The sequence below is a fragment of the Streptomyces sp. NPDC044921 genome (assembly GCF_056432865.1).
Map to the genome: position 1 here is coordinate 289,675 of NZ_JBWKIF010000001.1, position 26,024 is coordinate 315,698.

Annotated in this window: 23 protein-coding genes; 10 read left to right on the forward strand and 13 right to left on the reverse strand. The window is 73.0% G+C overall.

From position 1 onward, the window contains the following. Positions 1-9: 9 nt before the first annotated feature. The 5 genes from AC07DA_RS01420 to AC07DA_RS01440 all read left to right on the forward strand — a co-directional run bounded on the left by AC07DA_RS01420 (position 10) and on the right by AC07DA_RS01440 (position 4,830). The gene (locus tag AC07DA_RS01420; RefSeq protein WP_479123453.1) at positions 10-465 is read left to right on the forward strand and encodes an ATP-binding protein; all 456 of its coding nucleotides are present in this window, start codon (positions 10-12) and stop codon (positions 463-465) included. A gap of 4 nt (positions 466-469) precedes the next feature. Beyond that, positions 470-1,069 carry a hypothetical protein gene (locus AC07DA_RS01425; protein WP_479123455.1) on the forward strand — a complete coding sequence of 200 codons (600 nt, stop codon included), beginning with the start codon at positions 470-472 and terminating at the stop codon, positions 1,067-1,069. A 226-nt stretch (positions 1,070-1,295) separates the two neighbouring features. After that, the gene (locus AC07DA_RS01430) at positions 1,296-2,084 is read left to right on the forward strand and encodes a helix-turn-helix domain-containing protein (protein ID WP_479123457.1); all 789 of its coding nucleotides are present in this window, start codon (positions 1,296-1,298) and stop codon (positions 2,082-2,084) included. Between the two features lie 154 nt (positions 2,085-2,238). Next, positions 2,239-3,357, forward strand: a complete 1,119-nt coding sequence (locus AC07DA_RS01435) for an ADP-ribosylglycohydrolase family protein (protein ID WP_479123458.1) — start codon at positions 2,239-2,241, stop codon at positions 3,355-3,357. A 165-nt stretch (positions 3,358-3,522) separates the two neighbouring features. After that, a complete protein-coding gene (locus tag AC07DA_RS01440) occupies positions 3,523-4,830 on the forward strand; it encodes a phytase (protein WP_479123460.1) in 1,308 nt (435 codons plus the stop codon). A 70-nt stretch (positions 4,831-4,900) separates the two neighbouring features. On the opposite strand, the gene AC07DA_RS01445 is transcribed toward AC07DA_RS01440, so the two are convergent. After that, entirely contained in the window at positions 4,901-6,475 is a 1,575-nt protein-coding gene (locus tag AC07DA_RS01445) for a sodium:solute symporter family protein (RefSeq protein ID WP_479123462.1), read from the reverse strand. Positions 6,476-6,601: 126 nt separating this feature from the next. Then, complete coding sequence (locus AC07DA_RS01450) at positions 6,602-7,387, reverse strand: SDR family oxidoreductase (protein ID WP_479123464.1); 786 nt, start codon at positions 7,385-7,387, stop codon at positions 6,602-6,604. A 78-nt stretch (positions 7,388-7,465) separates the two neighbouring features. Between AC07DA_RS01450 and AC07DA_RS01455 the strand changes: the two genes are divergently transcribed. Further along, positions 7,466-8,305, forward strand: coding sequence for a hypothetical protein (locus tag AC07DA_RS01455; protein ID WP_479123466.1), 840 nt, complete (start codon positions 7,466-7,468; stop codon positions 8,303-8,305). A gap of 13 nt (positions 8,306-8,318) precedes the next feature. Here AC07DA_RS01455 and AC07DA_RS01460 read toward each other — a convergent pair whose 3' ends face one another. Then, positions 8,319-10,259 (reverse strand): MFS transporter, encoded by a 1,941-nt coding sequence (locus tag AC07DA_RS01460; protein ID WP_479123468.1) that lies wholly within the window; start codon positions 10,257-10,259, stop codon positions 8,319-8,321. A gap of 194 nt (positions 10,260-10,453) precedes the next feature. Further along, a complete protein-coding gene (locus AC07DA_RS01465; protein ID WP_479123469.1) occupies positions 10,454-13,366 on the reverse strand; it encodes a D-alanyl-D-alanine carboxypeptidase in 2,913 nt (970 codons plus the stop codon). A gap of 236 nt (positions 13,367-13,602) precedes the next feature. Between AC07DA_RS01465 and AC07DA_RS01470 the strand changes: the two genes are divergently transcribed. The 3 genes from AC07DA_RS01470 to AC07DA_RS01480 all read left to right on the forward strand — a co-directional run bounded on the left by AC07DA_RS01470 (position 13,603) and on the right by AC07DA_RS01480 (position 15,868). Further along, positions 13,603-14,361 carry a GOLPH3/VPS74 family protein gene (locus AC07DA_RS01470; protein WP_479123471.1) on the forward strand — a complete coding sequence of 253 codons (759 nt, stop codon included), beginning with the start codon at positions 13,603-13,605 and terminating at the stop codon, positions 14,359-14,361. A 260-nt stretch (positions 14,362-14,621) separates the two neighbouring features. Further along, the gene (locus tag AC07DA_RS01475; RefSeq protein ID WP_311681551.1) at positions 14,622-15,479 is read left to right on the forward strand and encodes a helix-turn-helix domain-containing protein; all 858 of its coding nucleotides are present in this window, start codon (positions 14,622-14,624) and stop codon (positions 15,477-15,479) included. 197 nt (positions 15,480-15,676) lie between these two features. Continuing rightward, entirely contained in the window at positions 15,677-15,868 is a 192-nt protein-coding gene (locus tag AC07DA_RS01480; RefSeq protein WP_010035575.1) for a DUF397 domain-containing protein, read from the forward strand. Between the two features lie 112 nt (positions 15,869-15,980). Here the strand turns inward: AC07DA_RS01480 and AC07DA_RS01485 are convergent, their stop codons facing one another. The 3 genes from AC07DA_RS01485 to AC07DA_RS01495 form a co-directional block, all read right to left on the reverse strand. Continuing rightward, positions 15,981-16,844 (reverse strand): MerR family transcriptional regulator, encoded by an 864-nt coding sequence (locus tag AC07DA_RS01485; protein WP_479123474.1) that lies wholly within the window; start codon positions 16,842-16,844, stop codon positions 15,981-15,983. Between the two features lie 86 nt (positions 16,845-16,930). Continuing rightward, complete coding sequence (locus AC07DA_RS01490; protein ID WP_479123475.1) at positions 16,931-17,440, reverse strand: glutathione peroxidase; 510 nt, start codon at positions 17,438-17,440, stop codon at positions 16,931-16,933. A gap of 9 nt (positions 17,441-17,449) precedes the next feature. Further along, positions 17,450-18,433, reverse strand: coding sequence for an ArsR/SmtB family transcription factor (locus AC07DA_RS01495; protein ID WP_479123477.1), 984 nt, complete (start codon positions 18,431-18,433; stop codon positions 17,450-17,452). A 71-nt stretch (positions 18,434-18,504) separates the two neighbouring features. On the opposite strand from AC07DA_RS01495, the gene AC07DA_RS01500 reads away from it, so the two are divergent. After that, positions 18,505-19,686 (forward strand): MFS transporter, encoded by a 1,182-nt coding sequence (locus AC07DA_RS01500; protein WP_479123478.1) that lies wholly within the window; start codon positions 18,505-18,507, stop codon positions 19,684-19,686. 74 nt (positions 19,687-19,760) lie between these two features. On the opposite strand, the gene AC07DA_RS01505 is transcribed toward AC07DA_RS01500, so the two are convergent. The 6 genes from AC07DA_RS01505 to AC07DA_RS01530 all read right to left on the reverse strand — a co-directional run bounded on the left by AC07DA_RS01505 (position 19,761) and on the right by AC07DA_RS01530 (position 26,024). Next, positions 19,761-20,459, reverse strand: a complete 699-nt coding sequence (locus AC07DA_RS01505; protein WP_479123480.1) for a nucleotidyl transferase AbiEii/AbiGii toxin family protein — start codon at positions 20,457-20,459, stop codon at positions 19,761-19,763. An 83-nt stretch (positions 20,460-20,542) separates the two neighbouring features. Beyond that, positions 20,543-21,337, reverse strand: a complete 795-nt coding sequence (locus AC07DA_RS01510; protein WP_479123481.1) for an SAM-dependent methyltransferase — start codon at positions 21,335-21,337, stop codon at positions 20,543-20,545. A 186-nt stretch (positions 21,338-21,523) separates the two neighbouring features. Then, positions 21,524-22,234, reverse strand: a complete 711-nt coding sequence (locus AC07DA_RS01515; protein WP_479123483.1) for a polysaccharide deacetylase family protein — start codon at positions 22,232-22,234, stop codon at positions 21,524-21,526. Then, positions 22,231-22,893, reverse strand: coding sequence for a glycoside hydrolase family 11 protein (locus AC07DA_RS01520; protein ID WP_479123484.1), 663 nt, complete (start codon positions 22,891-22,893; stop codon positions 22,231-22,233). The genes AC07DA_RS01515 and AC07DA_RS01520 overlap by 4 nt, the downstream gene beginning before the upstream one ends. A 280-nt stretch (positions 22,894-23,173) precedes the next feature. Next, on the reverse strand, positions 23,174-24,520 hold the full coding sequence (locus AC07DA_RS01525; RefSeq protein WP_479123485.1) for a DUF4407 domain-containing protein: 1,347 nt from the start codon (positions 24,518-24,520) through the stop codon (positions 23,174-23,176). Beyond that, positions 24,510-26,024, reverse strand: coding sequence for a hypothetical protein (locus AC07DA_RS01530; protein WP_479123486.1), 1,515 nt, complete (start codon positions 26,022-26,024; stop codon positions 24,510-24,512). The genes AC07DA_RS01525 and AC07DA_RS01530 overlap by 11 nt, the downstream gene beginning before the upstream one ends.

Sequence of the window (26,024 nt, forward strand, 5' to 3'; positions counted from 1 at the left end):
CTGGGTGACATGAGTCGGAAATCCCCCACCCGGATCCCCGCGCACACCCGCCTCTTCGCCGTTCAGCTGTCGGCGACTCGAAGAGGTGCGCGACTGGCGCGGCTGCTCACCGAACGCCAACTCGACGCGTGGGGCGAGCCCTACGACGCCGCCGCACACGTCGTGGCCGAGCTGGCGTCCAACGCCGTACGGCATGGGCGGGTGCTCGGCAGGGACTTCCGGCTGCGGCTGGAACTGCGCGCCGACCGCACGCTCCGCGTCGAGGTCACGGACGCCCGGGGCGACCGGATCCCGCGCGTCCCGGACCCGGTGGAGGAGGAAGCGGAAGGAGGCAGGGGCCTGCGCATCGTGGAGGCGTACGCGCACCGGTGGGGCGTGACGGGGGCCCCGGCCGGCGCCAAGACGGTGTGGGCGGAACTCTCGCTGGGACTGGCCGACTTCGCGGCACCGGGCGATCTAGAGTGATCGAATGGACGTGGGGGCGGTTCTGATAGCCGTGGCCGGTGTGGCGGGGACGCTCGGGGGCGCGCTGCTCACCCAGCGGGGTGCGGAGAAGGCGAAGCGGCACGAGCTGGAGATGACCCAGGCGCTCCAGGACGCACGTGAGAACCGCGAGCTGCGGCGCCGCTGCTACTCGGAACTGCACCGCGACGCACGGCAGTTCGCCACGGCACTCAGCCGTCACCTGTATGTCCTGCGGGACCGCGCGCCCGGCGCCGAGGACGTGCAGGCCCTTGAGGCCGCCAAGGACACCTACCGCGACCGCTGGTCGGAGGCGCTGATGATCGCGCCGGATGACGTGATCGCCCCGGCCGGGGAGGTCAACAGGGCGTTGAACGAGGTCTACGGCCAAGTGAAGCGCCTGGAGCAGGGCAACCCGCGACCGGGCGAGACCCTGCGGACGGCCGCCGCGGCCCAGCACGGCGTCTGGACAGTGATCGCCGCCGCGAGGGAGGCGATGCGCCGCGACCTGGGAGTCACCGGCGACTCCGGTGTCCGCGTGCGCGGCCCCGAGGATGCGGAAGCCGTGCTGCGGGACTTCGAGGAACCGGATCGCGGCCCGTCATGACCCGGCCGGTCCCGACGCCAAGAACCAAAGAACCGGGAAAAGAACCCACCCACCCCCGCCGCCCCCGCGGCTCACCCGCAGGGGTGAACATCACCAACTCGGCTGGCGCGGCGGGCAGTCGATGGTGCAGCGTCGGCGCAGACAACCCCACAAACGAATACGGCCCCCGCCGGGACTGCCATCCCACTGCGAGGGCCTGATCACCAAGGAAGAAGAGACCTTCCCGATGACTGAGCAGCACCCTAGCGCGCCTTCGCGCGCGCGGTCCGGCACTTCAGGTGTCCAGCACGTGACGGAACGCCACGACGACCACTTCACCGTCGTCGGCAACCACCTCGCCCAGCACCCGGACCTGTCCCTGACGGCGATCGGCCTGGCGGTGCACATCCAGTCGCTGCCCGCCGGGACGCCGGTCGGCATCAAGGCGCTGGCGAGCAAGTTCCCGGAGGGCGAGATCCGTATCGCGGCGGCCCTGCGCGAACTGGAGGCCCACGGTTACCTCGCTCGCCCCAGGGAGCGTCTTCAATCGGGCCGAGTCGTGACCCGCACGGTCTCCTACAACAAGCCCCGGACCGCCGTCGCCCCGGAACCCCGCCCGGCACCCGCCACGCCCCGGCCGGAAGCCTCCACGGCCCCTGAGCCGGACCGCACGGCGGCCTCCGACGTCCTCTCCGGCCTGCGCACGCTCGACTCCCGCCTGCTGCTCAGCGAGCGCGACGTCCACCGCCTGGCCCCGGCGGTCACGGCGTGGCTGGAGCGCGGGGTTCCCGCCGAGGCGGTCCGGCGCGCCCTGACGACGGGCCTGCCCGCGGCCCCGATCCAGCACCCGGCGGCGTTCCTGGCCCACCGCCTGACCGCCCTCCTGCCCCCACCGCTCCCCGCGGCCCCACCCCCTGCCCCGCCCCCGGTCCGCCCGGACCCCCTCCAGACCTGCGACGGCTGCGACCGAGCCTTCCGCGCCCCCCACCCCGGCCACTGCCGCGACTGCCGACCCGACGCACAGAGGGCAGCGTGACGTCGACGGACCGTACGGGCCGCTGATCTCCCTGCCTGGGCTGACGCCGGAGGTGTGCCCACCCCCACCCCGTTCCACACCCTGAACCCACCGTCCCCATTCGATTACAGTGGCGAGCTGTCGTACGTGTGGACGGTGCCCTTGGGAGGTCGAGGTGGGTGCGACTGCCGGTGCCGTCTGGGGGCGTACGGAGCAGCAGGACTTCCGCAGCCGGGTGCGCGGGACGCTGCTCGGCGTGGCCGTCGGGGACGCGCTGGGCGCGCCGGTGGACGGGCTGGGGATCGACGCGATCCGGGAGGCGCACGGGGACGAGGGGCTGCTGGACCTGGCCCCGGCCTACGGCAGGCGCGGTGCCGTCACGCACCTCACGCAGCTGACCCTGTTCTCCGTGGACGGGCTGATCAGGGCCCAGGTGCGCCGGGACACCGGCGCCTGGCACCCGCCGACCGACGTGCACCGGGCGTACCTGCGCTGGGCCGCCACCCAGCGCGACTGGGGACCCGACGAGCGCCGCAAGGAGGACGGCTGGCTGGCCCGCGAGGAGTGGCTGTACGCGCGCCGCGGCCCCAGCCGGGCGCTGCTGCTCGGGCTCGGCGACGAGACCATGGGGACCCCGGACGCGCCCAAGAACCCGGGGGAGACGGGGCCCGAGGCCGCCGCCCGGTCCGCGCCGTTCGGGCTGCTCGTCGGGTGGGAGCCGCAGCTCGTCGCCCAGCTGGCGGTGGAGTGCGCGGCGCAGACCCACGGGCACCCCACGGCCTGCCTCGCGGCGGGCGCGTACGCCGTGATCGTGCACGGGCTGGCCCTCGGCGAGAGCCTCGACGCCGCCGTCCAGCGGGCCTTCGCCCTGCTCGCCGCCCGCCCCGGGCACCAGCCCGTCGCCGAGGCGCTGCAGCGCGCGCTGGGCGCCGTGCGGCAGGGCATGCCCGGGCCGGAGCGGATCGCCGAGCTGAGCGGGGCGGGCGCGGCGGAGGGGCTCGTCGCGGCGGCCGTGTACTGCGCGCTGGTCGCCGCCGACGTCCGCCACGGGTTGTGCCTCGCCGTCAACCACGACGGTCCCTCCGCCGCCACCGGCGCCCTGACCGGCGGTCTGCTCGGCGCCCTGCACGGCGAGACGGCGCTGCCGCCGGCCTGGCTGGCCGAGCTGGAGGGCCGCCCCACGATCCTGGAACTGGCCGACGACTTCGCCATGGAGATGACCCAGGGTCCCGCCCTGCACGGCCCGGCGGGCTCGTCCCCGGGCTGGCTGGCCCGCTATCCGCGCGCCGTGTAGGTCGCGCCCACTTCCCAGTGCTCACTCGCGTGGCATGGGCACGTCATCGTACGGTGGTCGTCCCGTCACCTTCGGTCCACAGGATCTGCACGGCCCGGCGCGGGATCACCGTCCCGCGACCGCTGCACCGGGCCCGTCCGTTCATCCCCCCTTCGTGGAGGCACTGTGCGCAACCTGCGCGGGACACAGACGGCCGCGATCGCCGCGGTTCTCACGGCCATGGCGGTTCTGCCCGCCCCGGCCCGGGCCGCCGGCTCCGGGCTCCCGGAGGTGACCGCCACCACCGAGACCCCGGCCCTGTACGGCGACGACGCCGGCGGCAACGCCGACGCCGACGACCCGGCCATCTGGCGCAACCCGGCCGACCCCGGCGCCAGCCTGGTGATCGCCACCGCCAAGGAGGGCGGCCTGCGCGTGTACGACCTGGCGGGCAAGGAGGTGCAGTCGATCCCGGCGCCGCCCGCGCCCACCCCCGACGACAAGCCGGGCCGCTTCAACAACGTGGACCTGATCTCCGGGTTCCCGCTGCCGACCGGCCGCGCCGACGTCGCCGTCGTCACCGACCGCGGCCGCGACCACCTGCGGATCTACCGCATCACCCCCGGTGCCGCCCGGCCGCTGACCGACGTCACCGACCCGAACGCCCCGCTGGTCTTCTCCAGGAACCAGGACGAGGTCAACGACCAGGCCACCCCCTACGGCCTGGCCACCTGGAAGGACAAGGCCACCGGCCGCTCCTACGCCGTGGTCAGCCAGCGCAGCCGCACCCGGCTCGCCCTGCTGGAGCTGAGGACGACCGCCGCCGGAGCGGTCACCTACCGGCAGGTGCGCACCTACGACCTGCCCGCCTCCTTCACCCTCCCGAACGGCACCTCCTGGACCCCCTGCGCCGACCCCGGCGACCTCCCGCAGGTCGAGGGCATGGTCGTGGACCCGGCGAACAAGGTGCTCTACGCCGGTCAGGAGGACGTCGGCATCTGGCGGCTGCCCGCCGACCTCGGCGGCAAGCCCAAGCTGATCGACAAGGTCCGGGAGTACGGCGTCCCCGCCACCTACGACGAGGCGACCGAGGAGTGCGTCGCGGGCGCCGACCCCGGCTACGGCGGCAGGCACCTGTCCGCCGACGTCGAGGGCCTGACCCTCCTCGACGAGGGTGACGGCGACGGCTACCTGCTCGCCTCCAGCCAGGGCGACGACACCTTCGCCGCCTACGACCGCGAGGTCTCCGACGACAACGAGTACGAGAGCGGCTTCCGGATCACCGCCGGGACCGTCGACGGCTCCGAGGAGTGCGACGGCGCCGCCGTACTGAACGCCCCCCTCGGCTCCCGCTACCCTGGCGGCCTGCTCGTGGTGCAGGACGGGCACAACACCCCGGACGAGACGGACTCCGACGGGGAGGTCCGCGACAACACCGACTTCAAGTTCGTCGACCTGCGCGAGGTCACCGGCGCGCTGGACGAGGACGACTGAACAGCCGTACGCCCTACGCCCGTTGCGGGCGGAGGGCGTACGGTCGTCGCGCGTCGCGGCGATGCCGCCGCTAGTCCTTCACCGTCGTGCGCACGGCGGTTTCCCCGGCACCGCCCGCCGGCGCCGGCACGGCCGCCGCCGCGGCCCCGCCCCCGTCCGTGTTGATCTTCTCGATGAGCGCCAGCCGCTCCGGGGTGTCCTCCGGCTTGATGTAGCCGATGAGGACGTAGAGCACCAGCGAGACCGCCAGCGGCACCGACACCTGGTACTGGAGCGGCACGCCGCCCTCGACGTTCCAGTCGATCGGGTAGTTCACCAGCCAGAAGGCGAGAAGGCCCATCGACCAGCTGACCAGGGCCGCCGTCGGGCCGGAGCGGCGGAACGCGCGCAGCAGGCCCAGCATCATCGGGATCGCCATCGGGCCCATGAGACCGGCGACCCACTTGATGACGACCGTGATGATGTCCTTGAACGTGGGCGAGTTGACCTGCGTCGCCGCCGCCATGGACAGACCGAGGAAGACGACCGTCGCGATGCGGGCGACCCGCAGGCCCTGGTTCTCGTTCCAGGCCCGGGCCCGCGCCCAGATCACCGGCGCGCAGTCGCGGGTGAACACGGCCGCGATGGCGTTGGCGTCCGAGGAGCACATGGCCATGGTGTGCGAGAAGAAGCCGACGATGACCAGGCCCAGCAGGCCGTGCGGCAGGAGCTGTTCGGTCATCAGGGCGTAGGAGTCGGAGCCGTCCGCCTTCTGCGAGTCGACCAGCAGCGGCGACATCCACATGGGGAAGAACAGCACCAGCGGCCAGACCAGCCAGAGGATCGCCGACAGCCGGGCCGACCGCTCGGCCTCCTTGGCGTTCGGGGTGGCCATGTAGCGCTGGGCCTGGTTGAGCATGCCGCCGTTGTACTCGAAGAGCTTGATGAACAAAAACGCCAGCAGGAACACCGTGCCGTACGGGCCGACCAGCGGCTTCTCGTGGCCCTGGAGCTCGGGGGAGTCCCAGACGCCGAAGAAGCCGCCGTGGTCGTCGAGCCGGACGAACACGGCCACGAACATCGCGATGCCGGCCAGCAACTGGATGACGAACTGGCCGAGTTCGGTCAGCGCGTCCGCCCACAGGCCGCCGATCGTGCAGTAGATCGCGGTGATGCCACCGGTGATGAGGATGCCCTGGTTGAGGGAGATCCCGGTGAAGACGGACAGCAGCGTGGCGATCGCCGCCCACTTCGCGCCCACGTCCACGATCTTCAGCAGCATGCCCGACCAGGCCAGCGCCTGCTGGGTCTTCAGGTCGTAGCGGTTCTTCAGGTACTCCAGCGGAGAGGCCACGTGGAGCCGGGAGCGCAGCCGGTTGATGCGCGGGGCGAACAGCTTCGACCCGATGGCGATGCCGAGGGCGATGGGGAAGGACCAGGTGACGAAGGACGTCACGCCGTAGGTGTAGGCGATGCCCGCGTACCCGGTGAACATCACCGCGCTGTAGCCCGACATGTGGTGCGAGATGCCGGAGAGCCACCACGGCATCTTGCCACCGGCCGTGAAGAAGTCGCTGACGTTGTCCACCCGTTTGTGCGACCAGACGCCGATGGCCACCATCACGGCGAAGTAGCCGATGAGCACGGCCCAGTCGAGACCGTTCATGTGCGCCCTCCCAGGGATCAGCCCGGCGCTCATCGTGGGTGCTGCCGCGTGAGCACGACAAGTGACCGTGGGGTCAAAGGGAGGTAAAAATGTTCGGCTTACTGGCTCTGGTTCATCTATGTGAACTCATCGCATCAGCTCCCCCGCGTTGACCAGCAAAGACTGTCCGGTGATCGCCCGGGCCCGGTCCGACGCCAGGAACACCACCGCGTCGGCCACATCACCGTCCGTGGCCAGGTCGGGCAGCGCCATCCGCCCGGCCAGCCGCTCCAGCACGGCCGCCTCCGGCACACCCTCCGACCGCGCCGCCAGCCGCACGTACGCCCGCACCGGCGGCCCCCACATCCAGCCCGGCAGCACGGTGTTGACCCGGATCCGGTGCGGTCCGAGCTCCCGGGCCAGCGAGTACATCGCGCTCGTCAGCGCCCCCTTCGACGCCGCGTACGCGGCCTGCCACACCCGAGTCGGAGCCGCCACCGCCGACTGCGTCCCGATGAACACGACCGAGCCGCCGCCCTCCCTCAGCGACGGCAGGCAGGCCCGGGTCATCCGCAGCGTGCCCAGCAGGTTCACGTCCAGCACGGCGTGCCAGGCCGCGAAGTCCGCGTCCTGGAGCCCGCCGAAGTGGCTGTCCAGCGCGGCCACGTGCACGACGGCGTCGATCCGCCCGAACCGCTCCACCGCCAGCGCGGCCAGCCCGGCGCACTGCGCCTCGTCGGTGATGTCGACGGCGCGGAACGCGGTGCGCGCCCCGCCGGGATCGATCTCGGCGGCCGTCTCCGCCAGGTTCGCCTCCGTGCGGGCGCCGAGCACCGCCCGGCCGCCGTCGCGCACGACGGCCGCCGCGACCTGCCGCCCGAGCCCGGCCCCGACCCCCGACACCACGACCGTCCTCCCCGCGAGCAGTGCCATCGCCATCCTCCCCGGAACCCTGGCGCTTTGTCTGACGGAGCGTCAGAGTATGAACCCCCCGCCGAGGAAGGGGAAGGCATGAGCGAGGACACCCGCAGCGAGCTGTACGCCGAACTGGCCGCCGTCGGCCCCTACGGCACCCGCCCCGGATACGCCCTGATCACCCTGGTGGAACCGCACCCGGGCCACGAGCACGCCTACAACCGCTGGTACGAGGACGACCACTACTACGCCGGCGCGATGGCCATGCCCTGGATGTACGCGGGCCGCCGCTGGGTGGCCACCCGGGAGCTGCAACTGCTGCGCTACCCGCGCACGTCGGCGGTCGCGCAGCCGGTCACCACCGGCTGCTACCTCTCCACGTACTGGATCACCGCCGGCCGCTACGACGACCACATGCGCTGGACGGTCGCCATCAACAGGCGCCTCAACCGCGACGGCCGCGTCCACCACGACCGCACCCACGTCCTCACGGCGTTCCACGACCACGAGACGACCGTGTACCGCGACGGGGCGGCCGGACCGCGCGACGTCCACGCCCTCGACCACCCCTACGCGGGCCTCGTCCTCCAGGTCGTCGACGCGGACACCCCCGAGCGGCGGCCGCGGCTGCTGGACTGGCTGCGCACCCGCCACCTCCCCGAGCGCCTGGCGGGCTCACCGGCGGCGATGGTGACCGTCTTCCGCCCGACCCCGCTGCCCGGCGACCGCATGACCTACGTCGAACAGGTCCAGGGCGTCGACACCCGCCTGACCCTGCTGTGGTTCCTCCAGGCCGACCCGGGGCAGTGCTTCGCCTCCCACTTCACGGGCCTCGACACGGCGGTGGCGGAGGCGGGACTGGGCCGGGTGGAACTGGTGGCCCCGTTCCTGCCGACCGTGCCGGGCACCGACCACTACGTGGACCGCCTCCGCTGAGGGACCGGCCCGCTCAGCGCAACTCCTCCGGGCACGGTGTCCCGCGAGGGAGCTGGTAGGGCGCCGCCAGGCGGTACGTGCCCGGCTTCGGGGCGAGGAGCTCCGTCCAGCGGTCGCCCTGGGCGTCCTCCTCCGTCTCCCTCAGACAGCCGTTGACGTTGACGTACGACTTCGGCTCGCCCTCCGGCCGCTCCTTGGAGGCCTCCGTCTCCTGCGGCGGCTTCAGGCTCTTGCCCTCCGCGTCGACGATGCTCAGCCACGGCGAGTACGGGACGCGGACCAGGATCCGGCCCGCCTCGCGCACCTGGAGGACCATCTCGCCCTGCTCGGCCCGCTCGACGACGGCGTTCGGCTCGGCCAGCGGGGTCGGGTCGGTGACCTTGAACAGCTGCCAGTTGGCGTCGCCCCACACCTGGGTCAGATAGGGCAGGCCGCGCTGCACCAGCGCCCGCTCCCGTTCACCGCCGTCGCCGTCCGGCTCGTCCTTGGGCAGCACCACGTAGTGCACCGCCCAGCGCTTGAGCCACTCGCGGTAGTTCGCCGAGTTCAGGGTGTCGTCGTAGAAGAGCGGGTTGCGCTCCATGTCGGCCTGGCGGTTCCAGCCGCGGGCCAGGTTGACGTAGGGCGCGAGGGCGGACGCCTCACGGTGGGAACGCGCCGGGACGACCTCGACCCGGCCCTTCTCCGCGCCGACCTCCTGCAACTCGTTGACGAGCGGCGCGAGCTCACGCGACCAGGAGGCCGCCGGCGCCGTGTGCACGATGTCGTCGACCGTCTTGAAGCCGATCCACACCACGAACCCGACCAGGGCGACCACGGCCGCGTACCACCTGCGGCTGCGCGGCACCGTGAACGGCAGCGCGGCCACCAGCGCGACCCCGGCGAACAGCATCGCCAGACGCGTGATGTTCGAACCGATCTGGGAGCTGATCAGCCACACCAGCACGACCCCCAGGCCGTACACCGCGGCCGTGAGCCGGACCGTCTTCCAGTCCCGCGGCACCAGCACGAACACCAGCACCGAGAACGCCAGCGGCAGCACCACCGAACCGAACATCATCGGCTGCGTCCCCGAGAACGGGAACAGCCACGCCGACACCGCGACCACCGCGCTCGGCGCCAGACCCAGCGCCCACGCGCCCGGCCGCCGCTTCTGCAGGAACAGCGCCACGGCCACCAGACCCACGAACAGGCCCGCCACCGGCGACGCCATCGTGGCCAGCGCGGCCAGGGGCGCCGCGCACAGGGCCTTCGCCCAGCGCTTGTACCGCCACCGGTACGGCCAGCAGAACACCACCGCCACCGCGCCGAGCGCGAACATCATGCCCAGACCGAAGGTCACCCGGCCGGACACGGCGTTGCAGAACAGGCCGAACACGCCCGCCAGCGACGCCCACAGCGGATTGCGCACGGAACGCGAGCGCAGCAGGAGCAGGGTGAGCAGCCCGGCCGAGACCGTCCCGGCGATCATCATGGTCGTCCGCACACCGAGCACCGACATCAGGTACGGCGACACCACGCTGTACGACACCGGGTGCATGCCGCCGTACCAGGCGAGGTTGTACGCCGAGTCCGGGTGCCGGCCGACGAACTCCGCCCACGCGTCCTGCGCGGCCAGGTCACCGCCGCTGTTCGCGAACGTGAAGAACCAGACGACGTGCAGCACCCCGGCCAGACCCGTGACGGACAGCACGGGGTGGCGCAGCATCCGCTCCCGCAGGGCCAGGACCAAGCCGGGCCGGCGGAACCCCGAGGGGGTGTCCCCGGTGCCTTCCGGGGCGCTTCCCGGCGTGCCTTCGACGACGGTTCCGGGCGGGCCGGCCATCCCGTCAGGCGTGCCCTCGGGCGCTTGCCCGGGTGCGCCGGTGTCCCGCGTTCTGGGCGCGCGTATTCGCGGGCCGGTCACCTGGCCCGGATGGGCGTCGTCTGCGCGTGTCGGCTCCGCAGTGGCCACTCGAAGGCACTCCCCGTGTCCCGTCTTCTGTTCTCGCTTCTTCCCCCGGCCGCGTCCCGTTCGCCCTCGGTTCCCGGCCGTGTCGCCGCGCACGGCGACCTGCCCCGATTCGCGACGCTAGCACGCACCCCGCCGGGCAGCGCCCGGACGGGCCGCCACCGGCGGGGTGCGCTCGCTCGGGGTGGCGCCCCGGCTCAGCCGACGCGCGTGAGCTTGGCCCCGAAGCCCGGTTCCACCAGGTCCTCCTGGAGGGCGACCGGAACCTTCACGGCGCCGCTGCTGCCGTCCCCGACGGTCAGCGTGCCCACCTTCGTGCCCGCCTCGGCCGTGTGCGGCAGGTCGTCCGCCGCGAACGTCAGCTTCACGGACAGGCCCGGCCAGCCGACGGCGGTGACGTCCTCGGTGACGGCGACCGGCGTACGGCCGCCGAGACCGTCGTCGGCGTACCCGACGACCGTGCCCTTCTTCAGGATCGTCGCCGACTCCAGCGCGCCCTGCGCGGCCCGGATCAGCCGGTCGCCCTCGTACAGCGCGGCGCCCAGGATCGTGTTGTCGGGGCCGCCGGCCGGCTGGCGCACGACCGCGCCGATGATCCGGTGCGTCTCGCCGTTCACGTCCTTCTTCGCGGAGAAGACGAGGTTGCCGAGCGCGGAGGTGGTGGTGCCGGTCTTGATGCCGGTGACGTCGTTGGAGCCGACCAGGCGGTTCCAGTTGTTGTGCCGGGTGCCCTTGTAGTCGACGTACGACATCATCGCCGCCACCTCGCGGAAGGCGGGCTGCTGCATGGCGGCCTTGGCGAGCTTCACCTGGTCCACGGCCGTGGAGACGGTCGTGTTGTTCAGGCCCGACGGGTCGGTGTACGTCGTGTTCTTCATGCCGAGGTCCTTCGCGGCGTCGTTCATCTTCCGCACGAACGCCTTCTCCGACCCCGCGTCCCAGCGGGCGAGCAACCGCGCCACGTTGTTCGCGGACGCGATCAGGATGCTCTCCAGGGCCTCCCGCTGGGAGATCTTGTCGCCCTTGGTGACGTCGACGGTGGACTCCTGGCCGGCGTCCGACTGGTCCTCCGCGGCCTGGTCGATCTCGATCTTCGGACCCTCGGCGCCGCTCTTGAGCGGGTGGTCGCGCAGGATCACGTAGGCGGTCATGACCTTGGCGACACTGGCGATCGGCACGGGCTTCTGCTCGCCGGACGAGCCGAACGTGCCGATGCCCTGGACGTCCAGCGCCGCCTGTCCCCTGGCGGGCCAGGGGATGTCGACCTGGCCGCCCTCGAAGGTGTGGCTGTCCTTCGCGGTCAGTTCCAGGGTGGGCGTCGGCAGCGGGCGCACACTCTGCACGACCGCGAAGACGACCACCAGGAGCAGCACCAGCGGTGTCCAGATCTTCACCCGCCGCACGGCCGTGCGCAGCGGGGTGTCCGGGGGCGGCGGGGTGTTCGTCAGCTCGGCCAGCAGGTCCAGCGGCGGCTTGGGCGGCATTGGCTGCTGGGTGGTCCGCTCGGGGCCGACGGTGGGCACCGGGGCGGTGACGTCCGCGGGCGGGACGGGCTTCCGGGCCGCCGGATCCTCCAGCGGCTTGAGCGCGACGAACTTGCTGGTCCGCTCGGCGTCCTTCTCGGGCGCGTCCTTCTTCCCGGCCGCGTCCTTGGTGCCGCCGCCGAGCTTGAGCATGGTGGTGGGCTGATCGACGGGCGGCCGCACGGCCTTGAAGACGGCCGTGGGCTGGTCGACGACGGGGGCGGCGGCCTTCTCGCCGTCGGTCCTGCCGCCGGTTTCCTCGCGCTTGCCCGGCTCGTCGTCACCGGTCCTGGGGGCAGGGGTCTTGCCGGTGCCGGTGCCGGTGCCGGTGCCGGTGCCGGTGGCGGCGGTGCGAGTGCCGGTGCCGGGCGCGGGCTCCGGCTCGGCGTCGGTGTCCGGCCGGGACGCGGCGCCGGGCGCGTCGGCGTCGGCGGACGCGCCGTCCGCGCCCGTGTCCGTGTGCGAGTCGGGCTCCGGTGCCGGGGCCGCGGCGGCCTTGGCGTCGCCGGAGGTGCGCGGGTCGGCCGACCCGGCGCGGTCGGCGACCGGGGCGGGGCTCGTGCCGCTCGCGTTGCCGCCGTCGGCCTTGCCGTCGGCGGTCTTGTCGTCATCGGCCTCGGGGGTCGGGGCCTTGCCGGTGGCCGCGCCGCGCGCGGCCGCGGTGGAACGGTCCGCCTCCGGCTGCTCGGCCCCGTCGCCCCCGTCCTGGCCCCGCGAGCCCGTCGGCGCCGCCCCTGCGCCCCCTGCGGCCTCCGGAGCGTCTTCCCGGGCGTCCGCGGACCCGCCCGCATCGCCGTCCGCCCCCTGGCCACCCCGGGCGCGCTCCTCGGCGTTCCCGCTGTCCTCGCTGTCCGGGAGGTCCCGCGCGTCCGCGCTCGTGGGCTCGTCGGTGCCGCCGGCCTTCCGGCCGTCATCGGCAGCGCGGTCGGCGTCGGCCGCAGACGGGTCCGTCTGCTCGGAGCCCGAGCGTGCCCGCGCGTCGGTGTCCCCGGCGGCGGGCTCGCCGGTGCCGGCGGCCTTCCGGCGGTCGTCCGTCCGCGTGGCGGACGCCGTGGCTTCGTCCGCGGGCCCGGCGTCAGAGCCCTCCGAGCCGCCCGGCTTCTCGTCGTCCGCCGACGCGACCCACGCCGCCACCGCGTTCCGCAGCCGTCCGTCCGTGCCGCCGGAGCCGTCCTCGCCCCGCCGGCCGGAGCCGGAGGACTCGCCGGAGCCCTTCCCGGATGCCTCCGCGGACTTACCGGCCTCCTCGGACTCCCCGGACTCCCCGGACTCCCCGCGGGCGGAGTCGCTGCCGCCGCGCCCGGCCCCGGTCGCCGCCCGGCCCTCCGCGTCCGCGGCCGGGTCCTCGGCGCCCGGGCCGCTCGCGTCGCGCTCCGCGTCCCGCGGCCCGTCGGCCGTCCGTGCGGACAGCACGCGGGTCGCCGTGTCGACGGCCCCGCGCGCCGAGGACCTCTCCGCCTCCCGCGCCATCGCGAGCCGCGGGTCGGCGGACTCGCTCCTGGCTCCGGGAACCGAACCCGCGCTCCCCGACGTCGGTTCTGCCGACGACTCGCGCTGCTTCGACCTGTCGGGGGACTCGCCCGCCACCGATGCCTCCTCCTCGCGCCGCACCACCCGCGTGCGCGTACCGAACCGTGAACCGCCGCCCTGACAACGCTCTCCTGCGCTGTCCGAACCATGTACCAGTGTCCTGTGTGCGGACCGGACCCATCCGGTAGACGAGAACGACATACCTACTGGTTCCACTACGAACCGGTCACGCACCCTCGACAGACCAATGTGAGAGGGGTCACCCTGTCATTCATCCACGCGGGGAGGCATGGATGGGCAGGAGCCGCAGAACACTTCCGGAGGAGCTTCTGCTGCTGGCGTTGGACCCGGCCACGGGTACCACCGCACAGCCGCAGTCGCTCGACCTCGGTCTGGCCGGAGCACAGCTAGTGGAGCTGGCGCTGGCCGGACGGATAGCCCCAGACGGGGATCGTATCGCCGTGGTGGTACCACGGCCGACTGGAGATCCGACTCTGGACTGCGCGTTGGAGTTGCTGCGAAGGCGCGGCGCTCCCGTACGGGCGGTCCACTGGATCGGCGGGCCGCGCTTGGGGCTCCGCCAGACCTACCTCTCGCATCTGGAGCGGTGCGGCATGGTGCACGCCGTCGCGGGCCAGATGTGCGGAGTGCTGCCGACGACTCGCTACCAGGCGACGGACACCGAGATCAGCCGGGAGATCAGGGCCCGGCTGGACTCCGCGATCCGCACCGGCGTACCGCCGGACCCGCGGACCGCGGCGCTCGCCGCACTGGCACACGCGGTCGGCCTCGGCAAGCACCTGTACCCGGGCAACGAGGGACGTTCCTCTCGCTCCCGGCTCAGGGACCTGATCAGGCACGACCCCATGGGCGGTCTCGTCGCGCACGCCGTGATGGACGTCCAGAACGGCGCGGCGGCCCAGCCGCGCCGCAGCCCGGCCCCGTCCGGCCGCCCCCAGGCCGCCGGTGGAGCCAGGCCCGCACCGGAGCCCGCCCGAGGCGTTCCGATGCAACCGCGCCACGGATCCATGGCGCGCGCCGTGGCCCACTGAGCCGCACCGCACCACCCGAGCACGACGCACGACCACGACCGGCACACACCACGGGACCCCACGAGCCCGGTCACGGGAGCCGCTGTCCGAGCGGGGCGGCGAGAGCGGACACTCTCGCCGCCCCGCTCGGCGTGCCGCGCCCGAAGTGGCGTGTACCCGTCGCATATCCACCGTTTGCCAGCGGTAGGAAGCACCTTGGTGGCAGTCTGCTCAACAGCAGATACGCAAAGTAGAGGCACGCAGCCGGAGGTGCACGTCCCGTGGCGTCCAATGTCAATCCCACCGTCAGGCGGCGCCGGCTGGGCCAGGAGCTCCGCAGGCTCCGGGAGCTCAAGGGCATGACGGCCGAGGAAGTGGCCGAGCGGCTGCTGGTGTCGCAGTCGAAGATCAGCCGCCTGGAGAACGGGCGGCGCAGCATCAGCCAGCGCGACGTGCGCGACCTGTGCGGGGTCTACGAGGTCGAGGACCAGCGGATCGTCGACTCGCTGATGCAGATGGCCAAGGACTCGCGCCAGCAGGGCTGGTGGCACGCCTTCGGCGACATCCCCTACTCCGTCTACATCGGCCTGGAGACGGACGCCGAGTCGCTGCGGGTCTACGAACCCCAGATCATCACCGGCCTGTTGCAGACCCGCGCCTACGCCGAGGCCATCATCCGCGGCGGTTCGCCCGAGGCGTCGGAGGCGGACAACGACAAGCGCGTCGAGGTCCGGCTGCGCCGGCAGGGCCGTATCACCGCCGAGACGGACCCGCTGCGGCTGTGGGTGGTGCTGGACGAGGCGTCCCTGCACCGGGTCGTGGGCAACAAGGAGGTGATGCGCGAGCAGCTGGAGCACCTGATCGAGATGTCGCAGCTGCCCCACATCACCGTGCAGGTCCTGCCGTTCGAGGTCGGCGCGCACGCCGGCATCAACGGCCAGTACTCGATCCTGGAGTTCGCCGACGCGGCCGACTCCAGCGTGGTGTACATCGAGGGCGTCACCAGCGACCTGTACCTGGAGAAGCCGCTCGACGTGCAGAAGTACACGGTGATGTACGAGCACCTGCGCGCCCAGTCGCTGAACGTGGACCAGTCGCGGCAGCTCATCGAGCGCCTGGCGAAGGACTACGCCCGCTGAAACCACCGCCGGAGGACGACCTTCCGCCCGGCGGGCGCGCGATGCTACACCCCTCACACGCCTGACTGGAAGTCTCACCTGGAATATGCCATCCAGTCGAGTGAATGACTGCTCCGAACGAGGAGGGGGGCGAGTAGCGTCGATCACGCCAACCACCAGCACGGGTTGGCGTAAACGCAACTGGCTACGGAGCGAACATGGCAATTCGTCTGGGCGCCACGGAAACGTGGACGACGTCCTCCTACACCAACAACAACGGCGCCTGTGTGATGGTCAGGTCGACCGTCGAAGAGGCCCTGGAGCTCGGGGACACCAAGATCCCCGAGGGTCCCAAGCTGGCGTTTCCCGCCGACGCGTGGAGCGCCTTCGTGGCCTCGGTCAAGGCCTGACCGGGAGAACGACAACAGCACAAGCACCACCGAAAGAGCCCTCTCGACCAGCATCGCCGTCCTTGCCGAGAGGGCTCCGCTTGTGCCCGCCGGAGCCGGCTCCCGAGCGGGCTCAGCTCACCGGGAACGCCACGTCACACACGGGGTCCCCGGGCCCGGCCGCCGCCCAGTCCGCGAAGTACAGCTCCCGGCACGGACCGGCCACCGTCAGCCCCCGTTCGCTCATCCACTCCTCCACCGCCTCGAACGCGGCCAGGATCTGCGGATACGCCACCTGCGCCTTGGTGATCCGCGTGTAGGCCAGCCGCCCGGCCGGCTCCACCCGCACGGCCGTCTCCCAGGCCCGCCCCCGCCGCTCCGCCCAGGCCCGGGCCGCCGCCTCGTCGGCGACCGGCACGCACGCCTCCGCCGGGCCGTCACTCTCCATCGACACCTCGGCGTGATAGGCGACGTACGGCACCCCGGCCACCCCGCCGCACTCGCGCGCCGCCTCCACCAGCCGGCCCAGCGCCGCCCCGATCCACGCCGGCAGCTCGTCCGCCAGCGTGTGCCGCTTCTCGGTGAGCACCACCTGCGCGGGCATGTGAACCGTCTCGACCGTGAACGTTCCGTACATTCCGGAGCTCCTCCCCGACAACCGTCCACGGAGGTACGCGGCGAGCGTCCGCTGCCCGGCCACCCGCGCCTCGACGTCCGCCCAGTACGCGTCGAGCAGTCCGGCCGCCGTCGGCCCGTCGCCCGCGGCGACCACCTCGGCGACCCGGGCCAGCGGCATGTCCAGCTGCCGCAGCATCGCCACGAGCCGGGCCCGGTCGACCTGGCCGGCGCGGTAGTAGCGGTAGCCGGTCGCCTCGTCGACGTGCGCCGGAGTCAGCAGCCCCAGCCGGTCGTACAGCCGCAGCGCCTTGGCCGACAGCCGGGCGCGCGCGGCGAACGCCCCGATGGTGAGCAGGTCCCCGTCCGATACGTCCACCACGGCGTCCTCCGTCGTCGGGCGGCCTCTCCGCCCGACGACGAGAACGCTCGGGCCTGCCCCAGGGGCAAGGTCAAGCCGCCGCGGGGTCAGGCCAGCTGGGCCTCTATCGCGGCCACGACCTCGGCCGCCTCCGGCTCGGTCTGCGGCGAGAAGCGGGCGACGACCGAGCCGCCCCGGCCGATCAGGAACTTCTCGAAGTTCCAGCGGACGTCCCCGGTGTGCCCCTCGGCGTCGGCGAAGCCGGTCAGCCGGTCGTAGAGCGGGTGCCGGTTCTCCCCGTTGACCTCGACCTTCTCCGTCATCGGGAAGGTCACGCCGTACGTCGCCGAGCAGAACTCGGCGATCTCCTCGGCGCTGCCCGGCTCCTGGCCGAGGAACTGGTTGCAGGGCACGCCGAGGACGGTGAAGCCGCGCCCGGCGTAACGCTCCTGGAGCCGCTCCAGGCCCGCGTACTGCGGGGTCAGGCCGCACTTGGAGGCGACGTTCACCACGAGCACCGCCGTGCCCGCGTACTGCGACAGGTCGGCGGAGCCGCCCTGCAGGGAGCCGATCTCGACGTCGAGGGGAGAGGATGCGGTGTTCTCGGAAGTCGTCATGGGCGGATGCTAGCCGTGCCGGGTGCCGGGCCGGTCCTGGGCCTCCACCAGCACCTGCCCCGCCGCCGTCCGCGAGTACAGCACCGACCTGCCCGCGCGACGCCGCTCCACCAGCCCTGCGTCCCGCAGCACCCGCAGGTGCCGTCCCACCGAACCGAGCCCCTGGCCGGTCACGGCCACCAGCTGGCTGGTGCTCAGCGGGGAACCGAGCCGGACCAGCACCCCGGCCCGGGCCGGGCCGAGCAGCGCGGCGAGGCTCGCGGGCACGCGCCTGCCGCCGGGGTCGGCGAGGGCACCGGCGCACGGGTAGACCAGCGCGTACCGGTCCGTCCCCTCCCACGACACCCAGCCGATGCGCTGCGTGGTGACCGGCACGAACACCAGCTCCGCGCCGGAGATCTCCCGCGGCGGGTACTCGTGCGCGTTGACCTGCAGCCGGTTCTCGCCCAGCCACCGCGTCCCCGGCCGCAGGGTGTCCAGCGCGCTCGCCCAGCCGCCCCGGCTGACCCGCGCCGTCCGCGCGACCACATCGGCTTCCAGCACGCGCCGCCGCCGGGCCCAGTACGGCCGCACGGCCGTGGTCCACACGTACGTCAGCAGGTCCGCGGCGCGCTCGGGCAGGTCGTCCCGCTCCAGCGGGGCGGGGACCGGGCCGCGCAGGGAGACGGTGAGGTCGGCGCGGGCCCGCGCGGGGCAGGCCGCCGCGACCTGGGCGACCGCCTGCTCGAAGGTCTCCCCGTCGCGTGGGGTGGGGGAGAGGAAGTCGGCGGTCCACTCCGCCCCGATGCCGGCCCGGACGAGCAGCGCGGTCACCGGGTCCCGCGCCAGCCGCCGCCGGTAGTCCGGCAGATGGGCGCCGAGCCACCGGCGCTCGCCGGGATGCGCGGCCTCGGCGGTGTGCAGCAGCCGCAGGCTCCCGAAGGCCTCCGCGAACGGCGAGATCACGAACCGGCTCCCCGCGAGGGTGTCGGCGTTGATCTGCCACCAGCCCACGTCAGAGGCCTCCTTTCGCGTGTGCGCGAAACACTAACCCCGGTGTGCGGGCCCGCCGGAGACTCCCGCGCATGCGCAGCTACCGCGATCTGTTCCGCACCCGAGAGTTCACGCCCTCCTTCCTGGCCGCGTCGGCGCAGACGGTCGCCCAGACCATGGGCGGACTGGCCCTGGGCACCCTGGTGTACCGGCAGACCGGGTCGCCACTGCTGTCCGCGGTGAGCATGTTCGGCTCGTCCCTCGTGCAGGTGCTGGGCGCGACGTTCCTGCTCTCGGCGGCCGACCGGCTGCCCCCGCGCGCGGCCCTGACGGCCCTGCCCCTGCTCTTCGCGGCGGCCACGGCCGCCCTGGCCCTGCCCGGCACGCCGGTCTGGGCGCTCCTCGCCATCGTCCTGGCCAGGGGGCTCGCGGAGTCGGTGGGCGGCGGAGTGCGCTGGGGCCTGCTCCACGAGATCCTCGGCAAGGACGGCTACCTGCTGGGCCGCTCGGTCTTCAACATGATGAGCGGCCTCATGCAGATCGCCGGCTACGCGACCGGCGGCGCCCTGGTGGCCCTGCTGTCCCCGCGTCCGTCACTCCTGGCGGCGGCCGTCCTGTACGTCGTCGCGGCCGTGGCGGTGCGGCTGGGCCTGGCCCGTCGCCCGCCCCGCACCCGCGGCCGCCCCTCGGTGACGGCGACCTGGCGGGCCAACGCCCTGCTGTGGTCGTCCGCGCCGCGCCGCCGGACCTACCTGGCCCTCTGGATCCCCAACGGCCTGGTCGTCGGCTGCGAATCCCTCTACGTCTCCTACGCGCCCGCGCACGCGGGCACCCTGTTCGCCTGCGCCGCCCTCGGGATGCTGGCCGGGGACGTGCTGGTCGGCCGCGTGCTCCCACCCCGGGTCCGCCCTCACCTCGGTTTCCCCCTGTTGCTGCTCCTGGCCCTGCCGTACGTGCCGTTCCTCCTGCACCCGCCGCTGCCGCTCGCGGCGGCCGCCGTGACCGTGGCCTCGGTCGGCTTCGGCGCGAGCCTGGTGCAGCAGGAGCGGCTGGTGGCCCTGACCCCGGACGAGCTGACGGGGCACGCCCTCGGCCTGCACTCGGCGGGCATGCTCACCCTGCAGGGCGTGGCGGCCGCCCTGGCGGGATCGCTGGCCCAACTGACCTCACCGGCACGGGCGGTGTCGGCGACGGCGGCGGTGTCGGCGGGCGTCACCCTGGCGCTGATGGCGGTGGAGCGGCGGGACCGGCGGCGCGCGGTACCGGTGAGCTGACGGCGGTGGAGGGGCGAGGGCGGCACGGTGCCAGGGCCTGACGGCCGTTCACGCCGGGGCGGTCGACCGCGGGGTCAGTCCTCGTCCGGCTCGGCGTCCTCCGGGGCCTCGCCCTCGATGAGGCGTTCCGCGATGTCGTCGGCCCACTCCTGCGCCCAGCGGCGGAGCCCGGCCACGGCCCCGGGGTCCAGGCCCTGGGAGGTGAACGCCCGGTCGTCGAGCCAGTCCGTGCCGGTCAACCTGGCCTGGAGGTCGGTGAGGTCGAAGGTGTCCGGGGCGTGCCGGCGGCCCAGCTCCTCCAGTTCGGGGTGGCTCCAGCGGGCCGAGACGGCGTGCACGTCGACCAGGTCGCGGGCGAGTCCCCGGTCGGCCAGGTCCCGCACCCGGGTGCCGGCGAGGTCGTCGAGGGCGAGGGCCGGTCCGAGCCCGGTCGGCACGGGCGGCCGCCACAGCACCTCCTTGCGGACGCCGACCCGGTACTCCTCGCCGGTCGCCGCGTCCGTGACGAGGAACTGGGCGGACAGCGGCTCGGTCTCCAGCGTCTGCACGAGCCAGCCGCGCGCGACCAGTCCCGTGCGGACCGCGTCGGCGACGGCGTCCATCCCGGCGGGATGCTCGGTGGCGACGTCCACGTCCCGTCCGTCCCGCTCCACCAGTCCGTGGGCCAGCATCGCGGACCCGCCGGCGAGGACGAGCGCGTGGGCCTCACCCACCGCGATCAGATCACCGAGGAGCCGGCCGGTCGGCCGCGGGGCGGGGGGTGGGGCGGACATGTCCCGATTATCGCCGCGGGGACGCGGAGCGCTGCGGCGACCGGCCCGGACGGGTGAGGCCCGGGCCAGGTCGGCGGCCCCCGCTACGGCTTGCACGCCACGCCGCAGTATGCGTCCACCGCACCGGCATCGGCGCCCCGCGCGTCCGGCCGCCACTCCGGCACCCGCACCACCCCGGGCTCGACCAGTTCCAGCCCCTCGAAGAACCCGGCGATCTCGGCGACCGGCCGGACGTGGTACGGCACGGCCCCGCTCGCGTTGTACGCCTCGGACGCGGCGATCATGCCCTCGCTCGTCGCCGTGCTGTCGCTGATCACCAGATGGCTCCCGGACGGCAGCCCGGCCATGAGGCGCCGCACCAGCTCGCGCGCCCGCTCGTACTCGGCGACGTGCCCGAGCGTGTTGAGGATCATCAGTCCGACCGGCCGGGACAGGTCGAGCGTGCCGGCGGCGGCCTTCAGGACGGCCTCGGGGTCGTACAGGTCGGCGTCCAGGTACGCCGTCCGGCCCTCGGGGGTGCTGGTCAGCAGGGCGTTGGCGTGGGCCAGCACGACGGGGTCGTTGTCGACGTAGACGATCCGGGCGTCCGGGGCGACCCGCTGGGCGACCTCGTGGGTGTTGTCGGCGGTCGGCAGCCCCGTGCCGACGTCCAGGAACTGCCGCACCCCCTGCTCGCCGGCCAGGTAGCGCACGGCCCGCCCCAGGAAGCGCCGGCTCGTCACGGCCACGTCGACCAGGCCCGGGAAGATCGACTTGATCTGGTCGCCGATCTCGCGGTCGACCTCGTAGTTGTCCTTGCCGCCGACGAAGTAGTTCCAGAAGCGGGCCGAGTGCGGCTTGGAAGTGTCGATGCGGACACGCGGGCTGTCGCCGGGCACGGGGGGCCTCCTGGGGGGTGGGAAGGGGGTCCGGTGCCCCAACCTAGGCGAACTCGCCGACGCGTTGGGGCGGACGGCGGGAGCTGCCGAGGCCCGGGGGTGGGATTTCGGCCAGGGGTCGCACGGACGGCGCGACGGCACGGTGGCCGTCGCGCCGGGGTGGTGGGCTCCGTGGGCGGCGGTGGTTCAGCCGGGGGCCACGGCGCGGCCCGTCTGAGGGCTGATCATCCCGGCGCACAGGCCGCGGGCCGCCAGGCCCTGGGCGATGCGCGGGATCGCGGCCAGGGTGTTGGCGGACCAGTCGTGCATGAGGATGATCTGGCCGTTGGTGAGGCGGGCCGCGGACTGGACGATCGCGTCGGTGCTCGCGCCGTTCCAGTCCTGTGAGTCGACGTGCCAGATGATCTCGGTCAGGCCGTGGCGGGCCGCGACCGACCGCACGGTCGCGTTGGTCTCGCCGTACGGCGGGCGGAAGAGTCCCGGCGTGCCGCCTCCCGCGGTGGCGATCGCCTCCTGGGTCCGGGAGATCTCGGAGTCGATCTGCGCCTGTCCCAGCCGGGTCAGGTGCGGGTGGGTGTAGCTGTGGTTGCCGATCCACATCCCGGCCGCCACCTGGGCCCGGACGAGGGACGGATGGGCGGCGGCGTACTGGCCCTGGTTGAACATCGTGGCCCGCAGCCCGTTGCGGCGGAGCGCGTCGAGGAGGCTCGTCGTGCTCCCGGACGGGCCGTCGTCGAAGGTGAGTCCGACGTATCCGCCGCAGGCGGCCGCCCGTACGGGAGCGGCGGCCGCGGTGGCGGTGAGGGTCCCGGCGGTGGCCGCCAGGGCCGTCGCGAGGACGGCCAGCCTCGTGACCAGGGCGCGCGGTGCGCGGCGTGCGTCCGTCCGCACGGTCATCGCACGGTGATGTTGGAGCTGCCGCTGCTCTGGTAACCCTCGGTCGCCATGATCATGTAGTACTTGAAGTTGCCGAGGGGCATGCCGGCGCGGGCCCAGGCGTCGAAGTGGTTGCCGGCGGTGATGGTGCCGCCCGTCCGCTTCGACTGGCGCACGCTCCAGTACTGGTCGAAGGTGCGCGTGCCCTCGACGGACGGGGCGTTGTACCGCGTGGTCTTGTAGATGTCGTACGTGCCGCCGTCGCTGGTGACGGTGCCCTTGTACTGGCCGGTGGGCCGGTACGTGCCCCAGTTGTCGACGATGTAGTACTCGACGAGCGGGTTGGCCGTCCAGCCGTACAGCGTCAGGTAGGCGTTGCCGGACGGGTTGAAGCTGCCCGAGTACGTCACGGTGCGGCGGGCGCCGGTGCTCCAGCCCTTGCCGGCGACGAAGTTGCCGGTGTTCCGCCACGAGGTGCTGTAACTGCCCCCGGAGGACAGGGTCATGGAGACGGTGCCCGGGGCGTCGGTCCAGAACGAGTAGTAGTAGCCGTTGTTGGTGCCGGTCTGGTTGGTCGTGATCACCGTGTCCGCGTGGGCGGTACTGGCGGCGGCGGTCAGCATCAGCATGGCGCAGACACTGCTGATGAGCAGCCGTAAGCGGTTCGACAGCGAGTTCATGGGGGCGCTTCCTCCTTCGCCTCGTCGGTCATCCGGAGTGTTGGCCTGGCCCTGACAACTGTCAACGGTTTCGGTAAGAGTTTCGAAATATTCGTCCGGGGGTGGTGGAGTGGGAATCGAATGTGCGCTGGTCATAGGGGTTCCCGAGAGGGAGGCGGCCGGTCCCGGTGGTGTGTCCGGGCGAATCGCCCCGGACTAGGTGATTCCGGAAGTCGAATGTTTCGAAGCACTTCCGGATCACCGCGCCCCGGGTACCGGCCGCCGGTTCGTCCCTTCCTCCTCACGTCCCCCGGGCCCGCAGGATCCTTCCCATGCGCGCCTCCAGCTCCGCGCGCTCCCGCGCCGCCCGCTCCGCCCGGGCCCGCTGGTGTTCGAGGTCCAGGCGGCCCATGCGGTCGGCCGTGTCCAGGCGTACCCGGTGGTGGCGGACGTCGTGCTCCAGACGGGCGCAGGTGTGCCGCACCTCCAGCTCCTCGGCGAACAGCCTGCGGCTGGCCCGGTGGCGGGCACCGAGGAGGGTGTCGTACGTCGTGGCGCCGCTGAGCACCTTGGCCAGGACGGGCATGGCGTCCAGGCAGAGCAGCAGCAGGTGCAGGACGATCGTGAGGAAGAGCGCGAAGCCGTCCGCGCCGGCGACCTGTTTCAAGCCGTGGGCCCGGGTGAGGATGCCGTCGGTGTCCAGGGCGGCGGCCCGCTGCCGCGTCTTGTCGTCGATCGACTTCTGCAGCAGCGGCTGGTAGCCGTCGGCCGCCCGGTCCTTCCGCGCGGACAGCGCCTGGCCCTGGGCGACGAGGTCCTCCAGCTGCTCCTCGTACGTCTTGACCTTGCTGTTCCTCTCGTACCGCGACGTGGCCTCGCGGGCCCGCTCGCAGGTGATGGTGACGTCCCGGACGCCGCCCCGGGTGACCCAGTACCTGGGGCCGCACAGGCGCTGTTCGGTCGCCAGCTTGGCGTTCAGCGTCTTGTTGATGCCGGCGACCTGGGTGCGCAGGGCGGCCGCGCGCCGGCCGTTGGTCTCGATCTGGCGGGCCAGTTCCGCCGGGGAGCCCGCGACCTTCAGCTGGTAGCGGGCGCACTCGGGGCGGCCGGCGGTGGACGCGCCGTCCGTGGGGTTGCAGGAGACGAGCATGCCCCGGTAGTCGGCGACCTTCCGCTCGTTGCCGACGGCTATCTCCTGGCGGATCTCCTTGTCGAAGATCTGGAACAGGATCGGCTCCGCGATGAACAGGCCCAGCAGCACCGACAGAAAGAAGCGGACCATCAGAGTCCACTTGCGTACCGCCGTGCCGTGGGTGCTGGAGACCAGCCAGCTGTCCAGCGCGAGGATCACCCAGAACCAGACCACCGCGACCAGGACGACCACCGTCAGCGGCAGGTCCGAGCGGAAGCTGGACAGCGCCAGCACCATGGAGGCGGCGCCCAGCAGGGCCGTGTTGACGACGAGCGCGCCGTACCAGGTGTAGCGCGTGCGCTCCTCCGGCACCCAGGCCAGCAGCGACTCCTCGACGCCGATCAGCCGGCGCAGCCGGGGCGCCCACCCCGAGGCGGGCGGCACCGGGCGCGCCGCGCCGCGGTCCTCGTCGAGGAACGCGCTGTCGGCCGGACGGAGCGGGGTGTCAGTCGACAAGGCGCCCCTCCTGGTTCGCGGGGTCGAAGTCGTCGGCGTCGCCGTCGTCCGCGGCGCCCTCGGCGCCGGCGGCCCGGGATCCCCGGCGCAGCTCGGCCTTCACCTCGCCCTTCAGCCCCGCCCGCGGCGTCCCGGGGCCGTCCCCCTGTCCGGAGGACCGGCGGAAGGAGACGTCGCCGACGCTGTTGATGAAGGCGCCGGCGTCGTACATGGTGCTGTCGAACAGGCCCCGGTCGATGGCCTGTTTGCCCAGGGTCGCCCGCACCGACAGCTGCTCCTTGGCCCACTCGCGCTCGTCGCGCTGGAGCTCCTTGGCGTCCGTGCGTTCCTCCTGGCGCTGCCGCAGCCGGTCCTCGTGCTCCAGGTCCCAGCGCCGGGAGGCCTCGTGACGGCGGGCGGCGGACTCCTCGCGCTCCTCCTTGCGGGTCAGCTCCTGGCGGCGGTCCTCGCGCTCGACCTGCCAGCGCAGGTCCTCCCGCTCCAGGCCCCGGCGCTGGAACTCGTACTCCCGGTCCAGCCGGAGCCGGTCGTCCTTGCGCGCGTCCCAGCGCTCCTCGGCCGCGTGCAGCCGCGTGGACAGCTCGTCGGCGCTGATGTCGCCGTTGCGCCAGGCGAGGTAGTCGGCGGCCACCGGGTCGGAGCCGACCAGCTTGATGTCCTCCTCGATCTCGGCGCGGGTGAAGCGGTTGCGCCGCCGCTCGATCTCCAGCTCGTAGTCCTGCTGCTCGGCCCCGGCGCCCCGCTCGTAACCGGTGCGCAGCGTCTCCTCCTCCTGCCGGTTGCGCTCCTTGCGCATCGCCTGGAGGTTGCGGATCTCCTCGCGCTTCAGCTCCAGCTCGGCCTCGCGCAGGGCCCGGTCCAGCGCCGCCTCCTGCTCCATCTCCTCGCGCTGGCGGTCGCGCTCGCGCTCCCGGCGGGCCTTCGCCAGCTCCGCGGCGTAGGCGGACATCTCCTCGGGCGTGAGGACCTCGATCGCCCCGTGCCGGGCCCGCAGCCCCGACACGAGGGCCGGCCGCATCTCGTGGTACGCGGTCAGCCGGGCGTCGATCCGGGCGCGCACGGTGGCGGTGTCGACGATGGGCAGGTCGCTGCCGTCCTCGGTGAGCCCGGGCACCTCGCGCAGGTGCGCCAGCAGCAGCGCCTCCACGTCGGTGACACCGTCCCGCACCACCGCGCACGGGTCGGTGACCGTGCAGTAGAAGCAGGCCCGTACGGTGAAGTCGCCCGCCTCGGCCGACGGGATGCGCGTCTCCACCACGACCGGCACCTCGATCCGCCGGTCCACCACGGTGACCGAGCTGGCCCCGACCACCACCGGGTCGTGGGCGAGCAGCCGGCCGTGGTCCTCCACGTACTCCTCGCCGACCCGGAAGACCCGCACCTGGTGGGCGGAGATCCGGGGCAGTTCCTCGTCGTCGCGGGTGACGCGCTTGCGCCAGATGCCGCCGCGCTTGTCCGGCCGCCCGTACTCCCGCTGCTCGACGAGCGGGTATTTCTCAGCCAT